4 protein-coding genes are annotated in these 5,289 nt (G+C 45.8%); 3 read left to right on the top strand and 1 reads right to left on the bottom strand.

The genetic code is table 11. The features are described from left to right. Window positions 1–223: 223 nt before the first annotated feature. Window positions 224–1,204: a cysteine synthase A gene (gene cysK, locus PN499_RS13180; RefSeq protein WP_272032410.1), complete on the bottom strand. Its 981-nt coding sequence runs from the start codon at window positions 1,202–1,204 to the stop codon at window positions 224–226. A 452-nt stretch (window positions 1,205–1,656) separates the two neighbouring features. Here cysK and ribBA point away from each other — a divergent pair, with 452 nt between their 5' ends. The 3 genes from ribBA to PN499_RS13165 are packed head-to-tail and all read left to right on the top strand — an operon-like array spanning window position 1,657 to window position 5,106. Continuing rightward, window positions 1,657–3,435: a bifunctional 3,4-dihydroxy-2-butanone-4-phosphate synthase/GTP cyclohydrolase II gene (ribBA, locus tag PN499_RS13175; protein ID WP_272032408.1), complete on the top strand. Its 1,779-nt coding sequence runs from the start codon at window positions 1,657–1,659 to the stop codon at window positions 3,433–3,435. Next, the gene (locus PN499_RS13170; RefSeq protein WP_272032406.1) at window positions 3,432–3,665 is read left to right on the top strand and encodes a hypothetical protein; all 234 of its coding nucleotides are present in this window, start codon (window positions 3,432–3,434) and stop codon (window positions 3,663–3,665) included. The genes ribBA and PN499_RS13170 overlap by 4 nt, the downstream gene beginning before the upstream one ends. Before the next feature lie 4 nt (window positions 3,666–3,669). After that, window positions 3,670–5,106 (top strand): pentapeptide repeat-containing protein, encoded by a 1,437-nt coding sequence (locus tag PN499_RS13165; RefSeq protein WP_272032405.1) that lies wholly within the window; start codon window positions 3,670–3,672, stop codon window positions 5,104–5,106. The last annotated feature ends 183 nt before the right edge of the window (window positions 5,107–5,289 follow it).

The raw sequence follows: 5,289 nt of genomic DNA, 5'->3' as shown, positions 1-5,289 counted from the left end.
GCTCGAAATGACAATAAAGCTCGCAATGACAATAAAGCTCGCAATGACAATAAAGGATAGCTGGATTTGGTATAATCGGCGGTTGAAACCGCGTCTACACAGACAAAACCCGCCTACGCGGGTTAAATTTTTACATTCTCTCTTAGGTCGGACTTTGATAGTCGAGACGTACATTCTCTTCGCCACAATACCTCACAAAATCCGAGCCTAATACAATTGATTATTATGATACAGTAGCGGTTAGGGAAGGCGATGATTCCGTAACAGCTTCGATATCTTTGAACAGCACTGTACTCAAGTAACGTTCGCCAAAACTAGGTTGCACCATTACTATCAGTTTGCCAGCATTTTCTGGGCGTTTGCCGATAGTAATTGCTGCCGATAAAGCTGCGCCGGCAGAGATGCCTGAAAGCAATCCTTCTTCTTTGGCTAATCTGCGGCTAAATGCGATCGCATCGTCATCGGTAACGGCAATCACTTCATCGATCAATTCCTTGCGAAGGACTTCGGGCACAAATCCCGCGCCAATGCCTTGAATTTTGTGCGGGCCCGCTTTACCTCCCGCGAGCACTTGACTGTTGACAGGTTCAACTGCGATCGCTTGAAAACTCGGTTTCCGCTGTTTAATTACCTCAGTAATGCCCGTAATTGTCCCCCCAGTACCAACCCCGGAAATTAAGAAATCGATCTCACCATCCGTATCTGCCCAAATTTCCTCTGCTGTCGTCTCCCGGTGAACTTTAGGGTTAGCGGGGTTGTTGAATTGTTGCGGCATAAAAGCATTGGGTGTTGTGGCCGCAATTTCTGTCGCCCGCGCGATCGCACCTTTCATCCCCTCATACCCAGGTGTCAATTCCAATTCTGCCCCGTAAGCCTTCAGCATCGCCCGCCGCTCTAAGCTCATCGTATCTGGCATGATTAAAATTAAACGGTAGCCTTTCGCGGCCGCTACCATTGCCAAAGCAATTCCCGTATTTCCCGAAGTCGGTTCTACTAAAATTGTTTTCCCTGGTGCGATCGCACCCGCCTCTTCTGCTGCTAGAATCATGCTAGCCCCAATTCTGTCTTTTACTGAAGCCGCCGGATTCATCCCTTCTAGCTTCACTACAATTCGAGCTACACAACCTTCTGCTTGCGGAATTTTGTTAAGCTGAACTAAAGGAGTCCGCCCAATTAGTTCCGTCACGTCTTTAGCAATTCTCATGGAAATACCCCTCTGATGTTTTTATCAACAATCCTGTTTTTACCATAAAACTCTCCTTTATCGATAAAGTTTTAGGGTTTTTCAAGATTTAAAGGCTTAGTTGGGTTAAAGCAATTGCGCCCTTTTTTAATTGTTTTCTGCACAACTTTACTATTAACAATTTTAAATTTTTATCCCTATAACTTGTAGGGTGGGCGATCGCCGATAACAATCCATCGCTATAAGTTACAAGTTTTATAGCAGCGATCGCCCTTACGTTCAATTGCATCTTGATTATTTTTCCAACAACTCAACTATTGACAACTTTCGATATTTATAGTATGGAAACCCAGTAATCTTGGCAAATCTATCGGAGGTGGGATGCGATCGCCTCTGTACCGAAGCCAAAAGGTTACAATTAGAAACAAATTAGCATTTGATAACATTACGGTTTCGTTAAATTGAACTCCTCTGTGCAGCCCAACAACAACTCCACTCAACCCTTTGAATTTGACTCAATAGATGCCGCCCTAGCGGAACTCAAGGCCGGACGCGCCCTAGTAGTAGTCGATGACGAACACCGCGAAAACGAAGGCGATGTCATTTGTGCTGCCCAATTCGCCACCCCGGACATGATTAACTTCATGGCAGTTCAGGCGCGGGGATTGATTTGTCTGGCATTGACTGGCGATCGCCTCGACCAACTCGACCTCCCTCTGATGGTCAGCAAAAACACCGACAGCAATCAAACCGCCTTCACCGTCAGCATCGATGCCGTTAGCAACGTCACCACAGGCATATCTGCCGAAGACCGAGCTCGCACTATCCAAATCGCCATCAACCCCACCACCAAACCAGAAGAACTGCGTCGTCCCGGTCATATTTTCCCCCTCAGAGCAAAAGAAGGAGGCGTATTAAAACGGGCCGGTCATACCGAAGCATCAGTTGACTTACCAAGACTCGCAGGACTATACCCCGCAGGCGTTCTCTGCGAAATTCAAAACCCCGACGGTTCGATGGCCAGATTGCCAGAATTAATCGAATACGCCAAAATCCACCAGCTCAAAATTATCAGCATTGCCGATTTAATCAGCTATCGCCTCAAACACGATCGCTTTGTCCGCCGCGAAACCGTCGCCAAATTGCCCACTCAATTCGGCGATTTCATGATTTACGCTTACCGCGACCTTCAGGACAACGCCGAGCACGTCGCCATAGTCAAAGGCGACCTCGCCGATTTCCAAGATAAACCAGTCATGGTGCGCGTCCATTCCGAATGCCTGACCGGAGATGCCTTGGGTTCTCTGCGCTGCGACTGCCGAATGCAGTTACAAGCGGCCTTGAAAATGATTGAAAATGCCGGATCGGGCGTAATAGTTTACTTACGGCAAGAAGGCAGAGGAATTGGTCTGGTCAACAAATTAAAAGCTTACTCCCTGCAAGACATTGGCTTTGATACCGTCGAGGCAAACGAACGCTTAGGTTTTCCCGCCGACCTACGAAATTACGGCGTGGGGGCGCAAATGCTCAACGATTTAGGTGTCAAAAAGATCCGCTTGATTACCAACAATCCCCGCAAAATTGCTGGTTTAAAAGGTTATGGAATTGAAGTTAGCGATCGCGTTCCCCTACTGATCGAAGCCACAGACTACAATTCCATGTATTTAGCCACAAAAGCCGAAAAACTCGGCCACCTACTGTTACAGACCTATTTAGTCACAGTAGCAATTGAAATGAAGGAAGAAGGAACAGGGAAGAAGGAAGAAGGAAGAGAGAGGAAAGAAGAAGGAGAAGCAGGAGAACTAGGATTCCTCGCCTCCAGTCCCCAAATCCCAATTTACGATCGCTACGATCGCTTAGAGAAATTGCGACTCATGGCAAAAAGCCGGGACTTGATCTTACAAGAAGAAGCTAGACCAGTCGCGATCGCCCTATTCGGCCAAGCCTCCTTAATCGTACATCTAGGCTTCGATCAAGCCGGACTTGCGGCCCCCGACTGGTACTCCGATCCCAACCACCCTTACATAAATGCGATCGCCCAAATTCTCGACGAAATCGCCACCACCTGGCCCCAACTGCAAAAATTGGAATTCATGGTATCCTCCGGTGCCGATCCCCTCAAAACCTTACAGGTAAAATTAGACAGGCAAACCTTTCCCCTCCCTGTTCTCCCTTCCTCAATGGCAGCACACCTGCAATCTCAAGTAATATACAGTTTCACCAATATCAAAACTCACGAGTCAGAAACTTGAAACCCATTCAACCCAGTCAGCACTTAGAAACCTATTGTCTCAAAACAATTTACAAGAGAAAAGCCAATGAATATCTCCTAACTCCAGATAATACGCTGCGCCAAAAAGGCAAACGGCGTGTGGGCAGGAACCCAGAGAATATTCAATTATCTCTCTGGGATATTGAGAGAGAAATCTCGCTCAGAATCCCATCCCCTTTAGGGTTGGGAGTGTCAATTCAAGGGACTTAGTGACATGGAATTGAACGTTGGTGACTTTCTCAACCGCCTCGATCTCAGAGGACAAGAACTCAAAGGTACTAACCTCGCGGGTGCGGAACTGCGGGGAGCCAACATGAGGGGAACCGACCTCAGAGACACTAACTTCAACAATGCTAGCCTCAAATATGCAGACCTGATCGAAGCAGACTTGAGCCGAGCCAACCTCAGCGGAGCAGACTTATCCGAATCATTCATGAATTTGGCTAACCTCACCGAAGCAGACTTGAGGGGAGCCTGTCTCAAAGAAGCAACTCTTGTAGGAGCAGAGTTAACAGGAGCTAACCTCCAGCAAGCAAGTCTAATTATGGCCAACTTAGTTGGAGCCAACTTGGACAAAGCCAACTTAGCCGGAGCCAACCTCAGCGGCGCAGATTTTAGGGGAGCGCAATTGAGCGGTGCAATTTTGGAGAAAGCTGTTTACAATAACCGCACCATTTTCCCCCAAGATATTAACCCCACTGAAGCAGGAGCTTTCTTGCTTGCTCCCAGCGTCTCGCTACCAGGACTAAATCTCAGCAAAGTCGATCTGACCGGTGCGGATTTGAAAGGAGCTGACTTAAGAAGAGCAAGTTTAATTAGAGCCAACTTATTTGGCGCAAAACTCGATAGAGCAAATTTATCTGGAGCCAACCTCAGCGGCGCAGATTTAAGAGAAGCAAGTTTAATTGCCACCATTTTAGAAAAAGCTGTTTATAATAATCGAACTTTATTTTCTGAAGGTATTGACCCCAGTTTTGCTGGAGCCTACTTAATCGCTCCCAATGTTTCTCTGCAAGGGGTAAATTTAGTTAGTGCTGATTTAAGCGGTGCTGATTTAAGCGGTGCTGATTTAAGCGGTGCTAACTTAAGCGGTGCCAATATGACAAAAGTAGATCTTAGCAAAGCTAACTTGAAAAAAGCTTACCTTAAAGGTACAAACTTAGAGAGTACAGATTTAAGAGGAGCGAATTTGACGGGTGCGATTTTACATCAGGTAAATTTGAGCGCTGCTGACATTAGAGAAGTAGATTTTACTAGAGCAGATCTCAGCGGTGGTAATTTGAGCGAGGCAGATTTGAGAGGGTCTGACTTGACAGGAGCGAGTTTGCTTCATGTAAACTTAAGTGCAGCAGATTTGAGAGGCGCTGACTTGACTAGAGCTGACCTCACCGGCGCAAATTTAAGCGGTGCCGACCTCAGAAAAGCCGAGTTGATGAGAGTAAATATGGAGGGTGCTGATTTGAGTGAGGTAGATTTAACTGAGGCCAATTTATTTCGAGTTAATCTCAGAGGCGTTAATCTTAAAGGTGCAAATTTGAAGGGTGCAAAGTTGAAGGGAGTATTTTTGACGGATGCTTATTTGAGTGAAACTGATATGACAGATGTGGCTCTTAGTCAAACATTTTTTGAGCTACCAAATTCTATAGAATAATTTTGTTAATTGTTAACTGTTAACTGTTGGTAATCTATGATATCATTGCGAATAATCTATGATGTCATTGCAAATAATCTATGATGTCATTGTCAATAATCTATGATATCATTGCGAATAATATTATGATGTCATTGTCAATAATCTCTGGTGTCATTGTGAATAATCTATGCTGTCATTGCG

It is taken from the genome of Kamptonema animale CS-326 (assembly GCF_028330895.1).
Taxonomy (GTDB): domain Bacteria; phylum Cyanobacteriota; class Cyanobacteriia; order Cyanobacteriales; family Microcoleaceae; genus Kamptonema; species Kamptonema formosum.
This window is presented reverse-complemented; position numbering and strand designations above follow the sequence as displayed.